The organism is Nonomuraea sp. NPDC050547 (assembly GCF_044457345.1).
Taxonomy (GTDB): Bacteria; Actinomycetota; Actinomycetes; order Streptosporangiales; family Streptosporangiaceae; genus Nonomuraea.
Genome location: NZ_JBITGW010000011.1, coordinates 180,232 through 198,413 on the forward strand (window position 1 = coordinate 180,232; position 18,182 = coordinate 198,413).

An 18,182-nucleotide genomic window follows, 5' to 3' on the forward strand; every position below is an offset into this window, starting at 1 on the left:
TTCCCCCTTGCTATCCCCCGTCTCGGCACGAGCCGCCAGACAGCAGCTCCATGCTCGCAAAACCCCCGTAAGGGCCGCGTTAACCGGTTCTGCCTGGTCAGGGAGGTGAACAGTCCTACTGCTCGCGGCGTGCGTAGTCACGTCCACGGCCGGACTAGTCTCATTATCGTAACACTATCCACCCATTTCCGCAGATAAAGTGGCCAGAGTCACATGAGATAGCGTATGGACCATGGACTCCGTCGACCGCCACGACTCCGGCGCCCGGCATTGGGTTGCCGAGGCCGTCCGGCGGGTCGAAGCTGATACCAATCGCAGCAGTGACACCCATCTCCACGTCTTTCCGCTGCCCGCGCGCTGGGGCGTAAACCTCTATATGAAAGACGAGTCGGTGCACCCTACGGGTTCACTCAAACACCGGCTCGCTCGTTCTTTGTTCCTGTACGGCCTCGCCAACGGCTGGATCGGCCCCGGGACCACCATCGTGGAGGCCTCCAGCGGCTCCACCGCGGTCAGCGAGGCCTACTTCGCCCGCCTGATCGGCCTGCCGTTCATCGCCGTGATGCCCGCGACCACCTCCCCGGAGAAGATCGCCCTCATCGAGTTCTACGGCGGCAAGTGCCACCTGGTCGACCAGCCGTCGGCGATCTACGAGGAGTCGCGCCGCCTGGCCGCCGAGACGGGCGGCCACTTCATGGACCAGTTCACCTACGCCGAGCGGGCCACCGACTGGCGCGGCAACAACAACATCGCCGAGTCGATCTTCGGCCAGCTCGCCCTGGAGCCGCATCCCGAGCCTGCCTGGATCGTGGTCGGCGCGGGCACCGGCGGCACCTCGGCCACGATCGGCCGCTACATCCGCTACCGCCGCCACCACACCCGCCTGGCCGTCGCCGACCCGGAGGGCTCGGCCTTCTACCCGGCCTGGGCCGAGCGCGACTGGACGACCACCGCGAGCGGCTCGCGCATCGAGGGCATCGGCCGGCCGAGGGTGGAGCCGTCGTTCCAGCCGGGCGTGATCGACCGCATGATCCACGTGCCCGACGCCCGCTCGGTCGCCGGGATGCGGTGGGTCCGGGAGGTCACCGGCCGTCCGGTCGGCGCCTCCACCGGCACCAACATCGCCGCCTGCGTCGATCTCGTCAAGGAGATGCGCGCCGAGGGCGACCAGGGCAGCGTGGTGACGCTGATCTGCGACGGCGCCGAGCGCTACGCCGGAACCTACGGCGACGACGCCTGGCTGGAGGCCCAGGGCCTGGACATCCAGCCGCATCTGTCCGACCTGCGCGCCTTCCTCGGCGTCTAGACGCCCTTCGCGGGGTCCACGGAGAAGAACTTCGCCAGGTCGTCCAGAATCGCGTGCGCGCCCTGGATGCCGACGGCGCTCATCCACGTGAGGTCGGCGACGTCGTGCTTGGTGCCCTTGAGCTTGTTCCACAGCGGGTTGGTGACGAACTTCTGCTTGGGCGCGTCGGCCGTCGGGTCGGCGTAGGTGGAGACGAAGATGTGGTCGGCGTCCAGTTCGGCGATGCGCTCCTGGCTGATCGGGACCATGATCTGGTTCGGGTCCTTCGGCTGGTCGGTGGGACGCGGGAAGCCCACGTCCTTCAGCACGACGCCGGAGTAGGAGTTCTCGACGTAGAGGCGGACCGTGGGCTCGCCGGCGAAGCGGACCACGGCGACGGTGGGCAGCTTGCCCTCCTTCTCCTTGATCCCCGCGCCGATCTTGCCCGCCCGCTCCTCGAACTTCTTGAGCGTCTCCTCGGCCAGCGACTCCTTGCCCAGGGCCTGACCCATGAGGACGAGGTTCTGCTTCCAGATCGCGCCGGTGGTCTCGCTGAAGACGGTCGGGGCGATCTTGGCGAGCTTGTCGTACAGGTCCTTGTGCCGGACCTTCGCCGAGACGATCAGGTCGGGCTTGAGCGCCATGATCTTCTCAAGGCTGGGCTGCTCCAGCGTGCCGACCGAGGTGGCCTCCTTGCCGTACTCGGCCGCCACGGTGCCCAGGTAGTCGGGCAGCTTGTCCTCGATCGCCCGGTAGTTCGTGTAGCCGACGACCGGCGTCTGCAAGGTGAGGACCGCGTCGACGAAGCTCTGGTCGAGCGCGACCACGCGCTTCGGCTGCGTGGGGATCTTCGTCTCGCCCATGGCGTGCTTGATGACGCGGAAGGGCGCCTGCGCGCTCTCGGCGGCCTTGGGGGCCGCGGCCTGGCCACCGCACGCCGCCAGCCCCATCGCGAGTACGGCTACCGCGACCGCACGGAACGCTTTCATGTTGTCCCTCTCCCCATTAGGCAACCCTAAATTAGGTTAGCCCTGCCTAAGCTGGCATACTTCACCAGGATCGGGCAAATGAGTAGGAGGAAGGCATGGTGGCAACCACCGCCGTGAAGCTTCCCCAGCTCCGTCACCGCCGCCTGACCTGGCTGATCGGGCTCACGGGAGTACTCGTGCTCGCGATCGTCCTGAGCATTACCATCGGCGCCAAGGCGGTGCCGCTCACCGAGGCCTGGCACGCGCTGACCTCGCCCACCGGCACCGAGAGCGACATCATCATCCGCTCGCTGCGCCTGCCCCGCACCGCCCTCGGCATCCTGGCCGGGATCGCGCTCGGCGTCGCCGGGGCGCTCATGCAGGGCCACACCCGCAACCCGCTCGCCGACCCCGGACTGCTCGGCGTCACCCAGGGCGCCGCCTTCGCCATGGTCGCCTCGATCATCTTCCTCGGCGCCACCAGCCTGCTCGGCTTCATCTGGTTCGGCCTGGCCGGCGCGCTCGTCGCCAGCGTCGGCGTCTTCGCCCTCGGCATGGTCGGCGGGCGCGGTGGTCCCACCCCGGTCACGCTGGCCCTGGCCGGCACCGCCGTCAGCGCCTTCCTCTACGCGCTCACCTCGGCGATGGTCCTGCTCGACGAGCAGGCCATGGACGTCTTCCGCTTCTGGCAGTCCGGCTCCATCGCCGCCCGGGGCACCGAGGTGATCTGGCAGGTGGCGCCGTTCGTCGCGGCCGGGCTGCTGCTGGCCCTGTTCAACGCCTCCGGCCTCAACGCCCTGTCACTCGGCGAGGACGTGGCCCGCAGCCTCGGCCAGAACATCGCCCTCACCCGGGCCGTCGGCGTCGCCTCGGTCACGCTGCTGACCGGCGCCGCCGTCGCCGCGTGCGGCTCGCTGTCGTTCATCGGCCTGATCGTGCCGCACCTGGCCCGCCGCGTGTCTGGGACCGACCATCGGTGGCTGCTGCCGTACTCCGGGCTGATCGGCGCCGCGCTCCTGCTGCTCGGCGACGTGATCGGCCGCGTCGTGGCACCGCCCGGCGAGCTTGAGGTCGGCGTGGTGCTCGCGCTGCTCGGCGCGCCCTTCTTCGTGGCGCTGGTCCGGCGCAGGAAGCCGGTGCGGCTGTGACCTCCTACGCGCTGAGACTCGCGGGCCTGTCCTGGCAGGTACGGCTGCGCGGCGTCGCCGTCACGTTCGGCGGCCTGGTCCTCCTGGTGCTGCTGATGGCGCTGAACATGCGCATCGGCGACCTGCCCATGACCGTGCAGGAGGTGTTCAGGGACACCTTCGACGCCTCCAGCCCCGCCCACTTCGTCATCATGGAACTGCGCCTGCCCAGGGCGCTGACCGGCGCGCTGGTCGGCGCGGCGCTGGCCCTGTCCGGCGCGATCATCCAGTCGATCGCCCGCAACCCGCTGGCCAGCCCCGAGATCCTCGGCGTCACCACCGGCGCCTCGGTCACCGTGGTCGCCGGAGTGGTGGTCAGCGGCGGCGTCCACGGCGGGGTCAGCGGGCTGCTGTCCAGCGTGGGCATGCCGGCGCTCGCCCTGCTGGGCGGCCTGATCGGCGCCGTGATCGTCTACGGCCTGGCCTGGCGGCGCGGCCTCGACGGCTACCGCCTCGTCCTGGTCGGCATCGGCGTGGCCGCGGTCTTCACCAACGTCAAGTACTGGCTGATGACCATCGGCGACGTCAACGACACCGCCCAGGCGATGGTGTGGATCAGCGGCTCGCTCAACGGCCGCGGCTGGGAGCACGTGATCCCGGTCGCGCTGGCGCTGGCCGTACTGATCCCGCTGACCCTGCTCGGCACCCGCTCGCTCAACGCCCTGCGCTTCTCCGACGACACCGTCACCGCGCTCGGCGTGCGCATGAACCTGTCCAGGGCCCTGATGATCCTGGCCGCGGTGCTGCTGGCGGCCGTGGCCACCGCCTCGGCCGGCCCCGTGGCCTTCGTCGCGCTGGCCTCGCCGCAGATCGCGCTGCGACTGATCCGCTCGGCCCAGCCGCCGCTGCTGTCGTCGGCGATCGTCGGCGCCGTGCTCACCGCCGGCGCCGACCTGCTCGCGCGCACCGCCTTCTCCCCCATCGAACTGCCGGTCGGTGTCGTCACGGCCGTGCTCGGCGCACCGTATCTGATCTACCTTCTGATCCGCATCCGTAAGGGGCGCACATGAGACTGCAGGCCGTAGACGTCAAGCTCGGGTACGGCGACCGCGTCATCGTGGACGGGCTCGACCTCGGAGTCGAGGCCGGGACCGTGACCACGATCATCGGTCCCAACGGTTGCGGCAAGTCCACGCTGCTGCGCGCTCTCGGCCGCCTGCTCAAACCGTCGGGCGGCGAGGTGCTGCTGGACGGCAAGAAGATCTCCACGATCGCCACCAAGGAGGTGGCGCGGATCCTCACCGTGCTGCCCCAGTCGCCCTCGGCCCCCGAAGGGCTCACCGTCGCCGACCTCGTGGCCAGGGGACGGCACCCGCACCAGACCTGGTACCGCCAATGGTCGTCCGACGACGAGAAGGCGGTGGGCGTCGCACTGAACATGACCGGCCTTTCCGACCTCGCCGAGCGGCCTCTGGACGAGCTGTCCGGCGGGCAGCGGCAGCGGGCGTGGATCTCCATGGCGCTGGCCCAGGGCACCGACCTGCTGTTGCTGGACGAGCCGACGACCTTCCTCGACCTGGCCCACCAGGTGGAGGTGCTGGAGCTGGTGCGCGATCTGCACGCGCAGGCGGGCCGTACCATCGTGATGGTCCTGCACGACCTCAACCTGGCCGCCCGCTACGCCGACCGGCTGGTGGCGATGCGCGACGGCAGCGTGGTGGCGGCCGGCACGCCGCACGAGGTGCTGACCGAGGAGCTCATCCGGGAGGTCTTCGACCTGGATTCCAAGGTCATCACCGACCCTGTGGCCGGTACCCCGCTGGTCGTGCCCATCGGCTCACACCGCTGACGTTTATCGGGCGAGTTCGCGCTGGACGTCCGGGTCGTCCGGATCGAGCCGCGCCGCCCTCGCCAGATCCGCCCGCGCCTCCCGTTCCCGTCCCGCCGCGCGCAGCGCCAGCGCCCGGTTGAACAGCAGCTCCGCGCGTTCTCCCAGCTCCAGCGCGCGGGTCAGGTCCGCGACCGCCGCCTCGTGCGCGCCCTCCTCGAACGACAGCCCGCCGCGCCCCGCCCACGCCGCCGCCAGCCCGCCGTCCAGCGCCAGCGCGTCGTCGTAGGCCGCCCTGGCCGCCGCCCGCCGGCCCGCCGCCTGCTCGACCTGCCCCAGCACACACAGCAGGTACGGCTCCCGCGGCGTCAGCCGCAACCCCGCCTCCACGTCGGCCCGCGCCCCACCCTGATCGCCCAGGGCGGCACGCAGCCCCGCCCGGTTGACGTAGCCGGGCGCGAAACCCGGGTCGAGCTCCAGCGCGTAGTCGAGATCGGCCAGCGCTCCGGCCAGGTGGCCGCGCGCGTAGCGGACCTCGGCGCGGTTGTAGTAGGGCTCGGGGAAGGGCGGGCTGACCCGCATCGCGCTCTCGTAGTCGGCGACCGCCTCGTCGAGACGCCCCAGCTTGTGGAGGAGTGTCCCGCGGTCGAGGTAGTAGTCGGGGTAGCCGGGGTCGGCGGCGATCGCGGCGGCGTACTCGGCCAGTGCCTCTTCGGTACGGCCCAGGACGCCGAGGAGCTGGCCGCGGTTGGCCCGCAGCACCAGCCGGTGGATCGGGTGCGTGTCCGGGGGCAGGTCGCGGTCGGCCAGCTCGATGGCCTGCTCGACCAGGGCCAGGGCGGCGGTCGGGTGGCCTCGCCGTACCTCGATGAGGGCCTTGCCGTTGAGGTCGAAGCCGAGGTGGAAGGCGCGCTCACGGCGGTCGGGCAGCAGCGAGGTGATGGTGATCGCCTCGTTGATCCAGGCCAGGGCCTCCTCGGGGTCGCGCAGGGCGGGATCGTGGTGGCGGACGAACAGCATCGCGATCGAGCAGGCCACGGTGGCGCGGTGGCCGGGCTCGGTGGCGACGCGCCTGGCCCGCTCGTACAGTTCCCGGGCGGCGGGCTCGCGGCCGATCGCCTCCAGCGCGGCGGTGGTGCGGTGCAGCAGCGTCCACCAGCGTTCGGGGTCGTCGTCGTGGGTGAGCAGCTCCAGCTCGGCCAGCCCTGCCTCGGCCATGGCGTGGTGGAAGCCCTCGTCACGGAACCGGTCGTAGTCGGTGGCGAACGGCCCGCCGCCTGGCCGGCCCTCCACCTCGGTGATCACCAGCTCGGGTACGCGCCGCCGCAGCACCTCCACCAGCTGGACGTCGGTCGGGTCGGCCGCGGCCAGGTTCGCCACGGCGACGGCCAGCGGCCCGGTCCTGGCCAGGTGGTCACGGACGAACTCGGCCAGCCCGTTGGCGATCCGCAGCGTACGTCCCGCGCCCGGGATCAGGATGCGCTGCTCGCGGGGCAGGTCGTCGGCCAGGGACCCCCTGCCGCCCGGCACCCGCGGCACTCGCGGCGCGAGGTGCGGCGCCGCGGCCCTGATCTCGATGTCGTGGGCGGCCACCAGCTCGGGCCCGTACGCGAGCGCCGCGGGCACGAGGGCGTCCAGGAGCGCCGCACCGAACGTGTAGGGGCCGCGGGGACGCCGGTCGGCGTCGATGGTCGGAAGGTTCACCAGGTCCTTTCCAAGCCGAAGGGCGGCCCGCATCTCCCAGGAGAAGGAGACGGACCGCCCTTTTGAGATCAGTTCTTGTGCCGCGGCGCGTCGACGCCTGCAGGCTTGACTGTTCCCGGCTTGTGGACCACGACCTTTTTCATTCTTGCCCTTCCACTCCGCACACACCTCATGACGCGGACGTTCCGAATACGACCGCGATCTCTAGGTGACCGACTCATGTGAACACAGGGCCGAGTCGGAGATCAAGACCTGCGGGGTAAGGGTCATTACCCACCAAATAAGGAGACGCTCCACGGAACCCCATGGAGCGTCCGAAAACCCACCAAAAGCCTCAGTCGTCACCCAAGATCGCGTCGACGAAGACCTCCGGATCGAACGGCGCCAGGTCGTCCGCCCCCTCGCCCAGGCCCACCAGCTTGACCGGCACGCCCAGCTCGCGCTGCACCGAGATCACGATGCCGCCCTTGGCCGTGCCGTCGAGCTTGGTCAGCGCGATACCCGTGATGTTGACCACCTCGGCGAACACCTGGGCCTGCCGCATGCCGTTCTGGCCGGTCGTGGCGTCGAGCACGAGCAGGACCTCGTCGACTGTGGCCTTCTTCTCGATGACGCGCTTGACCTTGCCCAACTCGTCCATGAGGCCGGTCTTGGTGTGCAGGCGGCCCGCGGTGTCGACGATCACGACGTCCGCCTTCTCCGCCATGCCCTTGGCCGTCGCGTCGAAGGCGACCGACGCCGGGTCGCCGCCCTCGGGACCGCGCACGACCTCGGCGCCCACCCGGTCGCCCCAGGTCTGCAACTGGTCGGCCGCGGCGGCGCGGAAGGTGTCGGCGGCGCCGAGCACGACCTTCTTGCCGTCGCCCACCAGCGAGCGGGCCAGCTTGCCGGTCGTGGTGGTCTTGCCGGTGCCGTTGACGCCGACCACGAGCACCACCGCGGGCCGTTCGCCGTGCTTGGCGATGTGCAGCGTACGGTCCAGGCCGGGGTTGACCTGCGTCAGCAACTGCTCGCGCAGCAGCCCGCGCACCTCGTGCGGCGTCCGGCTGCCGAGCACCTTGACCTTGGTCTTCAGCTCCTCGACCATCACCTGCGTCGGCGCGACGCCGACGTCGGCGGTGATCAGGCTCTCCTCGATCTCGTCCCACACCTCGTCGTCGAGACGGTCGCGGGACAGCAGCTCCAGCAGGCCGCGGCCGAACGCGCTCTGCGAGCGGGCCAGCCGCGAGCGCAGCCGCACCATCCGGCCGGCCGACGGCGGCGGCACCTCGACCTCGGGCTTGACCGCGACCACGGGAGCGGGCGGCGGAACGGTGGTGGTGGCGCCCTCGGACTCCTCACCACCCCCGGCGGGCCGCTTCTCCTTCTCGTCGGGAAGCGGGATCGTCGCCGGCGGCTCGACCGGCGGGGCGCCCTTGCCACCCGGCCTGAACAGCAGGAAGAGGCCGCCGGCCGCCAGCAGGGCGACGACGACCACGATCACGATGATGCCCAGGTAACCATCCACAACAAGTCAGTTTTCCAGATCAGCCCGCATGCTCGCGCCCGGGGAGCGTGCCCGTCAGGCCGGTTCGCGCTCCCGCAGGCGCTGGCTGACGACCTGGGTGACGCCGTCACCGCGCATGGACACGCCGTACAGGGCGTCGGCGATCTCCATCGTGCGCTTGTTGTGCGTGATGACGATCAGCTGCGAACTCTGCCGCAATTCCTCGAAAAGCGTCAGCAGCCGCTGCGTGTTGGTGTCGTCGAGCGCCGCCTCGACCTCGTCCATCACATAGAACGGCGACGGCCGCGCCTTGAAGATGGAGATCAGGAACGCCACCGCCGTCAGCGACCGCTCACCGCCCGACAGCAGCGACAGCCGCTTGACCTTCTTGCCCGGCGGCCTGGCCTCGACCTCGATGCCGGTCGTCAGCATGTCGGCGGGGTCGGTCAGCACGAGCCGCCCGTCGCCGCCCGGGAACACCCGGGTGAAGATCTGCTCGAACTCGCGGGCGACGTCCTCGTAGGCGGAGGAGAACATCGCCTCGACCCGGTTGTCGACCTCCTGGACGACCGTCATCAGCTCACGCCTGGTCTTCCTGAGGTCTTCGAGCTGGCTGTTGAGGAAGGCGTGGCGCTCCTCCAGCGCGGCGAACTCCTCCAGCGCCAGCGGGTTGACCTTGCCGAGCTGGTTCATCTGCTTCTCGGCGATCCGGGCGCGCTTCTCCTGCTCCTCCCGGACGTACGGCACGGGCGGGTCCCCGGGGACCGGAACGGCGGGGCCGTACTCGGAGATCAGCGACTCGGCCTCCACGCCGAACTCGTCGAGCGCCCGCTGCTCCATCTGCTCCAGCCGGAGCCGCTGCTCGGTACGGGCCACCTCGCTGCCGTGCACCCGGTTGACCAGCTTGTCGAGTTCCTGCGACAGCTCGCGTACGCGCAGGCGTACCTGCTTCAGCTCAGCGTCGATCGCCACCCTGGCCAGGTCCGCCTCGTCGCGTTCGCGGGAGGCCCGCTCGATCGAGCCGGCCAGCGCCCCGAGCACCCGCTTGGCGCCCTTGGCCACGGCCTCGGCCACGACGGCCTGCCTGCGGCGCCTGGACCGCTGCGCGGCGGCCTGGGCCCGCTCCTGACGCTCGCGCTCGGCGGCCCGCATCAGGCCGTCGGCCCTGCCCTCGATGCCCTTGACCCGCTCTTCCGCGGTGCGGACCTGCAGGCGGGTCTCCATCTCGCGCTGCCTGGCCAGGTTGGTGGCCTCGGCCAGCTCGTCGCGGGTGTCGGTGGTGGGCTCGGACTCCAGCTCGCCCGCGTACTCCGCCTCGGCCAGCCGGATCTCCAGCTCTGCCACCTCTTCCAGCGCCTCGGCGCGCGCCTCCTCGGCGGCGGCGACGCTCTTGGCCAGGCGGGCGGCCTCGGCGGCGGCAGCCTCCGCGGCGGCCTCCAGCTGGGCCAGGCGCTTGGCGGCGGCGGCGTTGCGCTGGTCGGCCTCGCGCTGCCTGCCCCTGACCTGGTCGAGCGTGCCCTGGGCGGCGCTGAGGCCGGACTGGGCGGTGCTGACGGCGGTCTGGGCCTCGGTGACGCGGGCCTGGGCGGCTTCGAGCTGAGCCTGGGCCTCGTGCTCCGCCTCGACGGCGGCCTCGAATCCGGCGGCGCCGCGCTCGGCGGTGGCCTGGGCGGCGTCGAGGTCGGCGGTGGCCTGGTCGAGGGCGGAACGCATCTGCAGGACGGACGAACCGCCCACCGCGCCGCCGCCCGCCAGGTGGACACCCACCAGGTCGCCCTGCCTGGTCACGGCCCTGAGCTCGGGCCGCCGCTCGACCAGGTCCTTCGCCCCGGCCAGGTCGTCGACCACGACGACGCCGGTCAGCACGTGGTCGACGGCGGCTCTGAGATGGTCGGGAACAGTCACCAGATCGGCGGCCCAGACACCCCGCGCGTCGAGGGCGGGCCGGGACCCGGCGCGGCCCTCGCCCGCGATCAGGATGGTCGCGTGACCGCCGTCTCCGGCGCGCAGGAGCTCGAAGGCCTCCACCGCCGTGTCGAGCGACTTCACCGCGATCGCCTCGGCCACCGGGCCCAGGACGGCGGCGACGGCGAGTTCGGCGCCGGGCGCCACGGTCAGCTCGGTGGCCAGCGGGCCCAGGACTCCCGCCAGGTCGGCCTCCAGCAACGCGGCGCCGCCGTCGGCGCCCTTGCTCAGGCCGAGTTCGAGGGCTTCGCGCCGGGCCTGGAGACCGGCCACCGCGCGCTGGGCCTGCTGGTCGGCGGTGCGGGCCGTACCCACGGCGGACTTCGCGGCCTGCACGGCCGCACGCGGGACGTCGAGCCCCGACCTGGACTCCTCCACGGCGGCGCGGGCCTCGTCGGCGACCGCCCTGGCCTCCTCGACCAGCGCCTGCGCGGTGTCCAGCTCCTCGGCGAGCGCCGGGTCGACGGCGGGTTCGGCGCGCTGCTGCTCCTCAAGCTCCATCCGGCCGGCGCGCTCGCGCTCGGCGGCGTCGAAGACGCCCCGCGCCAGGCGGCCGATCTCCTCGTCGGCTGCGCGGGCGCGGCTGCGCGCCGAGTCGACCTTGCCGCGCAGCCTGGCCAGGCCCTCGCGGCGGTCGGCCTGGGCGCGGGCGGCCATGGCCAGCCGCTGCTCCTCGCCGCTCAGCTCCGCTTCGGCCTCGGCCCGGCGCTGGACGGCCTCCTCCAGCAGCTCCTGGGCGTGCTCCAGCTCGGCGTTGAGTATGAGCTCCTGCTCGCGTGCCTCCGCGGCCTCGCGTTCGAGCTCCTCGGGGTCGCGGCCGCGCCGTTCGATGGCGGCGGCGTCGACGGCGTGGCGGTGACGTTCCGCGGCGAGCTGCTCCAGCCCCGAGGTGCGCTCGCGCAGGGAGGACAGCCGGAAGAAGGTCTCCTGCGCGGCCGACAGCCGCGGCTGGGCCTGCGCCTCGGCCTCCTCCAGGGCGGCCTCGCGCTCCTGTCCCTGCGCCAGTTCGGTCTCGACCTGGGTACGGCGGGCCTGGATCGCCGCCTCGTCGGCCGCCTCCCTGCGCAGCGTGTCGCGCAGGATACCGACGTCGTCGGCCAGCAGCCGAAGCCGGGCGTCACGCAGGTCGGCCTGGATGACGGCGGCCTTGCGGGCGATCTCGGCCTGGCGGCCCAGCGGCTTGAGCTGGCGGCGCAGCTCGGTGGCGAGGTCCTGGGCCCGGGTGAGGTTGGCCTGCATCGCGTCGAGCTTGCGCAGCGCCTTTTCCTTGCGCTTGCGGTGCTTGAGCACGCCCGCGGCCTCTTCGATGAAGGCGCGGCGGTCTTCGGGGCCCGCGTGGAGCACGGCGTCGAGCTGGCCCTGGCCGACGATGACGTGCATCTCCCTGCCGATGCCCGAGTCGGACAGCAGCTCCTGGATGTCGAGCAGGCGGCAGGTGTCGCCGTTGATGGCGTACTCGGACTGGCCGCTCCTGAACATCAGGCGGCTGATCGTCACCTCGGTGTAGTCGATCGGCAGCGCGCCGTCGGAGTTGTCGATCGTCAGCGTGACCTCGGCACGGCCGAGCGGCGGCCGGCTGGAGGTGCCGGCGAAGATCACGTCCTCCATCTTGCCGCCGCGCAGCGACTTGGCGCTGTGCTCGCCCATGACCCAGGCGAGGGCGTCGACGACGTTGGACTTGCCGGACCCGTTGGGGCCGACGACACAGGTGATCCCCGGTTCGAAACGCAGAGCGGTGGCCGAGGCGAACGACTTGAAGCCACGCAGGGTGAGGGTCTTCAGGTACACCCGATGACCCCCTCCCGTCGACTGCGTTCCGGAAAGCCTACTGGTCTCTGCCCTTGAGCTCGTGCTAAGAACCAGTCTGCGATACGGCAAGGCGGGTGAGGGCGGTTATCCGCGCGTGTCTGCACACTCGCGGACCACCAACGTGAACATCATGAGAAATGTGGACAAATAGCAAGGGACGCCTCTCCGAGACGTCCCTGGATGTAGCGCTCCGACCACTCAGGTGAGTGCCGGCTCGCGCTCCTGCAAACGGCCCCGTGCCTCGTCACGGGTCTGCGCCGCAAGAGCGTCGTTCTGGGCCTGGAGCCGGATGAGTTCTGCCTCCAGATCCCGAATACGCTGTTGCAGGCGGCGCATCTCCGAGACCATCCGAGGGTCAGGACCGCCGACGTGGCCTAGTAGAGCCTTCGCCATGGTTAAGGGTCCTCCACGCTGAGTGACCAGACTGGTTCGCGCACTTCTATTCCGCGGGAGGGGTGCGCGTGGTACCTAACAAGAGTCGCACCGGCAGTGTGGGCGGTCAAGTCGAACGCACCGCAGAGACGCACCGATGGGCACTCCCGACATACAAATATACCCTATTTGGGGGGTTTAACGAAAGGGTCTACCTCTCCATAAACCCAACCAAACTACCTCGGGGTTCGCTCCACCGTTCCACTACTCCCGTCACCTTGCCCGGCGTGTCGCAACCTCGCAGCAGCTCAAGCAGCTTGACGCAGGACTCCCTGGACCCCTCCGCGACGACCTCCACCCGGCCGTCGTCCATGTTGCGCGCCCACCCGGCCAGGCCCAGCTCAAGCGCCCGCGCACGGGTCCACCAGCGGAAGCCGACACCCTGGACACGACCCCTTACCCAGGCCGTCAGCCGCGTGTCATCGCCCATTCATCCGGTCACTCTCTGTAGATTTACTACCACTTCTCCGGCATTTCGGTCGGCAGCCACCTCGGCGAACGCGGTCACCGCCGCCGTACGCCGCGTACGCTGCCACACCAGGCCGAGCACCGAGTCCGGCAGGCCCGTGACCGGCACGAACGTGACGTCGTCGCGCCCCAGATAGGCCGCCGTCGGGGTGCAGAACAACATGCTCCCGCGGTTCAGCGCGACCTCGGTCAGGCCCTCCTGGCTCGTGGAGACCGCCCCGGCCGACGGGATGGGCAGGCCGCCGGGCGTCGTCACCGGGGCCGTCAGTTCCCTCCAGCAGCGCGGCGCCGGGCCCTCCACCCCGACCAGCGGCACTCCTGCCAGCTCTTCCGCGTCGATGGACACACGCCCTGCCAGCGGATGCGCCGGTGACAGGGCCAGCTTCAACGGCACCCGGTTCAGCGCGACGCTCGTCTCCAGATCGGGCTCGGCGACCGGAAGCAACGTGAACGTGAGATCCACCACACCCTCGCGCACCTTGCCGAACGGATTGGACAGCGGGACCTCGACCAGCTCTACCGCGCACTCGGGGAAGCGGTGCTCGAAGGCGCGCACCGCCCCGGTGACGACCTCGCCCGGCGCGCTGAGGAATCCGACGCGCAGCACGCCGTACACACTCCTCGCGGCCGATCTGGCGCGGTTCACCGCGCCGTGCAGCCCCTCGTAGGCGGGGCGCACGTCGGCGAGGAAGCGCTCGCCCAGCGGGGTCAGCCGGACCCGGCGGCTCGTCCGCTCGAAGAGCCGGGCGCCGATCGAATCCTCCAGCGAGCGGACGATCTGGCTGACCCGGCCGGGAGACAGGTACAGCCGCTCGGCGGCCTTGGCGAAATGGAGCTCCTCGCTCACCACCACGAACGTCTCCAGCTGTCTGAACTCCATAGCACCCCTTAGTCCAGCTAAACCAAGGATTCGATCTTCGGCATTGTTCCCGCGGACGCCCGTTCACAGGCTTGGACCATGACGACGATTGACACATCCCGGGCATATTGGCCCGCCATCCTCGCCACGGCCGTGGGCATTTTCATCGTGGTGACCAGCGAGATGATGCCCATCGGGCTGCTGACGCCGATCAGCGGCGCGATGGGGGTTTCCACCGGCGTCGCCGGGCTGACCATGTCGGCGCCCGGCCTGGTCGCCGCGGTGGCCGCCCCCGTGCTGGCCATGAGCGTACGCGGGCTCGACCGGCGCGCGCTGCTGGCCGGGCTCATGGCGCTGCTGGTGCTGTCGAACCTGGTGGCGGCGCTCGCGCCCAATTTCACGGTGATGATGGCGGCCCGGGTGGTGACCGGCGTGAGCATCGGCGGCTACTGGGCCTTCGCCGCGAGCCTCGCCGTACGGCTGGTGCCGCCGGGCTCCGTGGGTCGGGCCACCGCCATGATCGCGGGCGGCGTCTCCGTGGCCTCCGTGCTCGGTGTCCCCACGGGCACGCTGATCGCCTCCCTGGCCGACTGGCGCTGGGCGTTCGGTGTGATGGCGATGCTCGCCCTGGCCGTCACCGCGGCGCTCCTGGTCCTGCTTCCATCGCTGCCCGCCGAGAGCACGGTGAGCCTGGGCGGCGTCTGGCGCGACCCCGGCATGCGGGCCGTGCTGATCGTCATCGGAGTGCTCGTGATCGGCCACTTCGGCGCGTACACCTATGTCCGGCCCTTCCTGGAGCAGAGCGGCGCCGACATCAGCCTCACCCTGCTCGCCTACGGCCTGGCCGGCGTGGCCGGCAACTTCGCCGCGGGCGCGCTCGCCGCGAGGCGGCCCAAGCAGGTGATCATCACGCTGGCCCTGCTCATCGCCGTGGCCACCGCGGCACTGCCCCTGACGAGCGACCCGCTTCTGCTGGTCGTGCTGTGGGGCATGGCCTACGGCGGCGTCTCCGTCACCAGCCAGCTCTGGATGATCAAGGCGGGCGGCGGCGAGTCCGGCATGGCCTGGGTGTCGTCGGTGTTCAACGCCACCATCGCCGCCGGCGCGCTGGTCGGCGGGCGGATCGTGGACAGCGTGTCGCTGTCGGCCGTGCTGTGGTTCGCGGCGGTGATGGCCGTGCTCAGCGCGGCTTACGCTGGCACGTCGGGCAGGAGTAGGACGAGCGGTTCATGAACGGGTCACGCCTGATCGGGGTGCCGCACCGCGAACACGGCAGGTCGCGCCTGCCGTAGGCCTCCAAGGAGCGCTCGAAGTAGCCGCTCTCGCCGTTGACGTTGACGTAGAGGCTGTCGAAGGACGTGCCGCCCTGCGCCAGGGCGGAGCTCATGACCGCGCGCACCCCGGCGAGCAGCTCGGTGACCTTGGGCTGGGTGAGGGTCCTGGTCGAGCGGGCCCAGTGGAGCTTGGCCAGCCACAGCGCCTCGTCGGCGTAGATGTTGCCGACGCCGCTGATCAGCGACTGGTCGAGCAGCGCCCGCTTGACCTCGGTGTTCTTCGCTTTCAGCTTGCGGGCGAAGACCTCGTCGGCGAAGGAGTCCTCGAACGGGTCGGGCGCGATGTGCGCGATCGGCTCGGGGACCCCGCCGGCCATCGGCGTGACCATGACGTGGCCGAACGTGCGCTGGTCGACGAAGCGCAGGTCGGGGCCGCCGTCGGCGAAGCGCAGCCGTACGCGCAGATGCTTCTCCAGCGGCGAGTCCGGCCGCACCACGAGCAGCTGGCCGCTCATCCCCAGGTGGGCCATGAGCGCGTCGCCGGGGCCGAGCGGCAGCCACAGGTACTTGCCGCGACGCTCGGCCGAGACGATCGTGCGGCCCTTCAGCCGCGAGGCGAACTCGTCGGCCCCGGGCAGATGCCGCCGGACGGCGCGAGGATGCAGCACCTCGGCCTCGGCGATCTCCCGCCCGGTGACCCATTCCGCGAGGCCGCGGCGGACGACCTCAACCTCGGGCAGTTCGGGCATCTCTAACCGGCCGGCTGGCTCTCGCGCTGCTCGCGACGCGCCCTGATGCGGGTCCAGGCCGCCTCGGCCGCCTGCTGCTCGGCCTCCTTCTTGCTGCGGCCGGTGCCCGAACCGTAGGACTCGCCGCCCACGCGCACCACCGCGGTGAACGACTTGGCGTGGTCGGGGCCGCTCTCCTCGACGTGGTACTCGGGCACGCCGAGCGCCTCGGAGGCGGTCAGCTCCTGCAACGAGGTCTTCCAGTCGAGGCCGGCGCCCAGCGAGGCCGAGCGCACGATCAGCGGATCGAACAGCACGTGCACGACGCGGAAGGCCTCTTCCAGGCCCTTGTCCACGTAGATCGCGCCGATCAGCGCCTCCAGCGTGTCGGCCAGGATGGACGACTTGTCGCGCCCGCCCGTGCCCTCCTCGCCCCTGCCGAGGCGGAGGAAGCGGCCCAGGCCCAGGGACCTGGCCACGTCGGCCAGCGCGCGCATGTTGACCACCGCGGCCCGCAGCTTGGCCAGCTGGCCCTCGGGCAGATCGGGGTGGTTGCGGTAGAGCGTATCGGTGACGACCAGGCCCAGCACCGAGTCGCCCAGGAACTCCAGGCGCTCGTTGGTGGGCAGGCCGCCGTTCTCGTACGCGTAGGAGCGGTGCGTCAGCGCCCGCTCAAGGATGTCGGAAGCGAGTCGCGCGGAAAGGACTCGTTCCAGTTCGTCTCTGGCGACCTCCACGGCCACCGGCTTAGGACCTGCGCCCACGTGTTTCCTCCTCGGACACCTTCACATGGCGCGATGGCTGTGGAAGATGCCCGAAAACGTGGTGGGCGTCGGGGATGGTGTCCCGGCGTCCACCACGGCCGCGGGCGAACCGCCACCGCACGCATCTCAGACGTTAACGCCGACCGGGGCACAATTGCACCCGGTCGGCATCACGTCAACTCTGCGAATCAGGCAGACGGCTCGACGACCTGACGGCGGTTGTACGTACCGCAGCTCGGGCAGGCGATGTGCGGCTGCTTCGGCGAACGGCACTGCGGGCAGCTCACCAGCGCGACAGCAGTCGTCTTCCACTGGGAGCGACGGGCGCGGGTGTTGCTCCGCGACATCTTTCGCTTCGGGACGGCCACGTCACTTCTCCTGATCGTTATCGTTCTCGGTAACCAGACCTTGCAACGACGCCCAGCGGACGTCGATCTTCTCGTGCCGGTGGTCCGGGCCGGCGTCAGCCAGCCTGGCCCCGCACTCCACGCAGAGCCCCTGGCAGTCGTCACCGCACATGGGGCTCAACGGCAGTGCGAGCACCGCCGCGTCGCGGAACGTCGGCTCGAGGTCGAGCAGCTCACCGTCGAGCAGCGAATCCTCCTCCGAGGCGTCCTCGTCGGAGTAGAAGAACAGCTCCTGCAGCGCCACCTCGATGCCCGAGGAGATCGGGTCGAGACAGCGGGCGCATTCCCCGGCCAGCGGGGCCCGCGCCGTGCCACTGACGAGCACGCCTTCCATCACTGCTTCGAACCGGAGATCCAGCTCGACTTCGGCGTCCTTGGGGACACCGATCATGTCGACGCCGAGATCCGCCGGTGCCGGGAGCGAGAGCCGGCGCTCCAGCATCGAGCCCGGTCGCTTGCCCAGGTCGTGGGTGGAGATCACCCATGGGGAGCGGGGGTCGAGGTGCTGAATCATCCTTGCTCTCGCTAGGCATGGCGAAACGATCGCCGTCGTACAAGGCCGAATAGAAAGAATACCAGGCCCTGGTCAGCCCCTGAGCCGCTCGATGAGCAGCTTGTGCACCAGATCCGGGACCAGGCCGGACACATCCCCGCCGTAGCGGGCGATCTCCTTGACCCTGCTGGACGAGAGAAAAGAGTACTCGGGGTTGGTCGGCATGAACAGCGTCTCGACCCCGGACAGGCGATAGTTGAGCTGCGCCATCTGCAGCTCGTAGTCGAAGTCGCTGACCACCCGGATGCCCTTGACGATCGCCGGGATGTCGTTCTCCTTGCAGAAGTCGACCAGCAGGCCGTGGAACTTCCGCACCTTGACGTTCGGATACTCCTTGGTCACGGTCTGCAGGACGTCGATCCGCTCGTCGACCGTGAACAGGCTGCTCTTCTCGAGGTTGATGAGCACCGCGACGGTCACCTCGTCGTAGAGCCGGGCGGACCGGCCGATGATGTCGAGATGACCGTTGGTGATGGGGTCGAACGACCCCGGGCAGACAACGCGCCGCAAGATGCCCTCCCAGGC

General features: G+C 70.5%; 17 protein-coding genes. 5 read left to right on the forward strand and 12 right to left on the reverse strand.

Annotated features, from left to right (window positions below; all coding sequences use genetic code 11):
* Positions 1-232: 232 nt before the first annotated feature.
* Complete coding sequence (locus ACIBHY_RS27430) at positions 233-1,306, forward strand: PLP-dependent cysteine synthase family protein (protein WP_397244913.1); 1,074 nt, start codon at positions 233-235, stop codon at positions 1,304-1,306.
* Here the strand turns inward: ACIBHY_RS27430 and ACIBHY_RS27435 are convergent.
* Positions 1,303-2,274 carry an ABC transporter substrate-binding protein gene (locus tag ACIBHY_RS27435; protein ID WP_397244915.1) on the reverse strand — a complete coding sequence of 324 codons (972 nt, stop codon included), beginning with the start codon at positions 2,272-2,274 and terminating at the stop codon, positions 1,303-1,305. The genes ACIBHY_RS27430 and ACIBHY_RS27435 overlap by 4 nt on opposite strands.
* A gap of 95 nt (positions 2,275-2,369) precedes the next feature.
* On the opposite strand from ACIBHY_RS27435, the gene ACIBHY_RS27440 reads away from it, so the two are divergent.
* The 3 genes from ACIBHY_RS27440 to ACIBHY_RS27450 are packed head-to-tail and all read left to right on the forward strand — an operon-like array spanning position 2,370 to position 5,229.
* The gene (locus ACIBHY_RS27440; RefSeq protein WP_397308092.1) at positions 2,370-3,401 is read left to right on the forward strand and encodes a FecCD family ABC transporter permease; all 1,032 of its coding nucleotides are present in this window, start codon (positions 2,370-2,372) and stop codon (positions 3,399-3,401) included.
* Positions 3,398-4,450 carry a FecCD family ABC transporter permease gene (locus tag ACIBHY_RS27445; protein ID WP_397244919.1) on the forward strand — a complete coding sequence of 351 codons (1,053 nt, stop codon included), beginning with the start codon at positions 3,398-3,400 and terminating at the stop codon, positions 4,448-4,450. Before ACIBHY_RS27440 ends, ACIBHY_RS27445 begins: the two co-directional genes overlap by 4 nt.
* Positions 4,447-5,229: an ABC transporter ATP-binding protein gene (locus tag ACIBHY_RS27450; RefSeq protein ID WP_379612469.1), complete on the forward strand. Its 783-nt coding sequence runs from the start codon at positions 4,447-4,449 to the stop codon at positions 5,227-5,229. Before ACIBHY_RS27445 ends, ACIBHY_RS27450 begins: the two co-directional genes overlap by 4 nt.
* A 3-nt stretch (positions 5,230-5,232) precedes the next feature.
* Here ACIBHY_RS27450 and ACIBHY_RS27455 read toward each other — a convergent pair whose 3' ends face one another.
* From ACIBHY_RS27455 to ACIBHY_RS27480, 6 genes are all read right to left on the reverse strand, one after another.
* Entirely contained in the window at positions 5,233-6,912 is a 1,680-nt protein-coding gene (locus ACIBHY_RS27455) for a tetratricopeptide repeat protein (protein ID WP_397308093.1), read from the reverse strand.
* A gap of 334 nt (positions 6,913-7,246) precedes the next feature.
* The gene (gene ftsY / locus ACIBHY_RS27460) at positions 7,247-8,419 is read right to left on the reverse strand and encodes a signal recognition particle-docking protein FtsY (RefSeq protein ID WP_397244923.1); all 1,173 of its coding nucleotides are present in this window, start codon (positions 8,417-8,419) and stop codon (positions 7,247-7,249) included.
* A 54-nt stretch (positions 8,420-8,473) separates the two neighbouring features.
* The gene (gene smc, locus ACIBHY_RS27465; RefSeq protein ID WP_397308094.1) at positions 8,474-12,151 is read right to left on the reverse strand and encodes a chromosome segregation protein SMC; all 3,678 of its coding nucleotides are present in this window, start codon (positions 12,149-12,151) and stop codon (positions 8,474-8,476) included.
* A gap of 219 nt (positions 12,152-12,370) precedes the next feature.
* A complete protein-coding gene (locus ACIBHY_RS27470; RefSeq protein WP_221340212.1) occupies positions 12,371-12,565 on the reverse strand; it encodes a hypothetical protein in 195 nt (64 codons plus the stop codon).
* 190 nt (positions 12,566-12,755) lie between these two features.
* Positions 12,756-13,034: an acylphosphatase gene (locus ACIBHY_RS27475; protein WP_184960384.1), complete on the reverse strand. Its 279-nt coding sequence runs from the start codon at positions 13,032-13,034 to the stop codon at positions 12,756-12,758.
* Complete coding sequence (locus ACIBHY_RS27480; RefSeq protein WP_397244927.1) at positions 13,035-13,952, reverse strand: LysR family transcriptional regulator; 918 nt, start codon at positions 13,950-13,952, stop codon at positions 13,035-13,037.
* Positions 13,953-14,030: 78 nt separating this feature from the next.
* On the opposite strand from ACIBHY_RS27480, the gene ACIBHY_RS27485 reads away from it, so the two are divergent.
* A complete protein-coding gene (locus tag ACIBHY_RS27485) occupies positions 14,031-15,164 on the forward strand; it encodes an MFS transporter (RefSeq protein ID WP_397308095.1) in 1,134 nt (377 codons plus the stop codon).
* On the opposite strand, the gene mutM is transcribed toward ACIBHY_RS27485, so the two are convergent.
* The 5 genes from mutM to coaD all read right to left on the reverse strand — a co-directional run bounded on the left by mutM (position 15,112) and on the right by coaD (position 18,167).
* On the reverse strand, positions 15,112-15,954 hold the full coding sequence (mutM, locus tag ACIBHY_RS27490; protein ID WP_397244931.1) for a bifunctional DNA-formamidopyrimidine glycosylase/DNA-(apurinic or apyrimidinic site) lyase: 843 nt from the start codon (positions 15,952-15,954) through the stop codon (positions 15,112-15,114). The two genes, ACIBHY_RS27485 and mutM, sit on opposite strands and share 53 nt — an antisense overlap.
* A 2-nt stretch (positions 15,955-15,956) precedes the next feature.
* Positions 15,957-16,676, reverse strand: a complete 720-nt coding sequence (gene rnc / locus ACIBHY_RS27495; RefSeq protein ID WP_379612526.1) for a ribonuclease III — start codon at positions 16,674-16,676, stop codon at positions 15,957-15,959.
* 209 nt (positions 16,677-16,885) lie between these two features.
* Positions 16,886-17,065, reverse strand: coding sequence for a 50S ribosomal protein L32 (gene rpmF, locus ACIBHY_RS27500; protein ID WP_184960388.1), 180 nt, complete (start codon positions 17,063-17,065; stop codon positions 16,886-16,888).
* A gap of 1 nt (position 17,066) precedes the next feature.
* On the reverse strand, positions 17,067-17,618 hold the full coding sequence (locus tag ACIBHY_RS27505; RefSeq protein WP_397308096.1) for a YceD family protein: 552 nt from the start codon (positions 17,616-17,618) through the stop codon (positions 17,067-17,069).
* A 72-nt stretch (positions 17,619-17,690) separates the two neighbouring features.
* Positions 17,691-18,167: a pantetheine-phosphate adenylyltransferase gene (gene coaD, locus ACIBHY_RS27510; protein WP_397244935.1), complete on the reverse strand. Its 477-nt coding sequence runs from the start codon at positions 18,165-18,167 to the stop codon at positions 17,691-17,693.
* Between the last annotated feature and the right edge of the window lie 15 nt (positions 18,168-18,182).

Excerpts from the sequence above, each read along its gene's own strand:
- ACIBHY_RS27430 (WP_397244913.1), top strand. The coding sequence starts at position 233 with ATGGACTCCGTCGACCGCCACGACTCCGGCGCCCGGCATTGGGTTGCC.
- ACIBHY_RS27480 (WP_397244927.1), bottom strand. The coding sequence starts at position 13,952 with ATGGAGTTCAGACAGCTGGAGACGTTCGTGGTGGTGAGCGAGGAGCTC.
- ACIBHY_RS27435 (WP_397244915.1), bottom strand. The coding sequence starts at position 2,274 with ATGAAAGCGTTCCGTGCGGTCGCGGTAGCCGTACTCGCGATGGGGCTG.
- ACIBHY_RS27440 (WP_397308092.1), top strand. The coding sequence starts at position 2,370 with ATGGTGGCAACCACCGCCGTGAAGCTTCCCCAGCTCCGTCACCGCCGC.
- ACIBHY_RS27505 (WP_397308096.1), bottom strand. The coding sequence starts at position 17,618 with ATGATTCAGCACCTCGACCCCCGCTCCCCATGGGTGATCTCCACCCAC.
- ACIBHY_RS27485 (WP_397308095.1), top strand. The coding sequence starts at position 14,031 with ATGACGACGATTGACACATCCCGGGCATATTGGCCCGCCATCCTCGCC.
- ACIBHY_RS27450 (WP_379612469.1), top strand. The coding sequence starts at position 4,447 with ATGAGACTGCAGGCCGTAGACGTCAAGCTCGGGTACGGCGACCGCGTC.
- mutM (WP_397244931.1), bottom strand. The coding sequence starts at position 15,954 with ATGCCCGAACTGCCCGAGGTTGAGGTCGTCCGCCGCGGCCTCGCGGAA.
- ACIBHY_RS27470 (WP_221340212.1), bottom strand. The coding sequence starts at position 12,565 with ATGGCGAAGGCTCTACTAGGCCACGTCGGCGGTCCTGACCCTCGGATG.
- ACIBHY_RS27475 (WP_184960384.1), bottom strand. The coding sequence starts at position 13,034 with ATGGGCGATGACACGCGGCTGACGGCCTGGGTAAGGGGTCGTGTCCAG.